Below are 215 nucleotides of genomic sequence, written 5' to 3'. Positions count from 1 at the left end.
TCTGCTGGATGGAAAAACCGGCTCTGCCACGGCGTGGCAGGCGCTGGGACTGTTGGCAGTCAGTATTCTGGGCAGCGCCGTGACCAAGTATTTCTCTCAGCTCCAGCAGACCCACGCCGGGTACTTCATGGCGGCCAATAAGCGCGTGGCCATCGGGCAGCGGATGAAATCCGTCCCCATGGGCTACTTCAACGACAACAGCCTGGGAGAGCTCA

The 215-nt window shown here is 60.5% G+C and carries 1 pseudogene; it reads left to right on the top strand.

Annotation, left to right across the window (positions count from 1 at the left end):
• Window positions 1–215 (top strand): annotated as a pseudogene (locus H6B10_RS17765) (ABC transporter ATP-binding protein); the annotation flags it as partial.

Origin of the sequence: Gemmiger formicilis, assembly GCF_016901605.1 — a bacterium.
GTDB classification, from domain to species: Bacteria; Bacillota; Clostridia; order Oscillospirales; family Ruminococcaceae; genus Gemmiger; species Gemmiger formicilis_B.
This window is presented reverse-complemented; position numbering and strand designations above follow the sequence as displayed.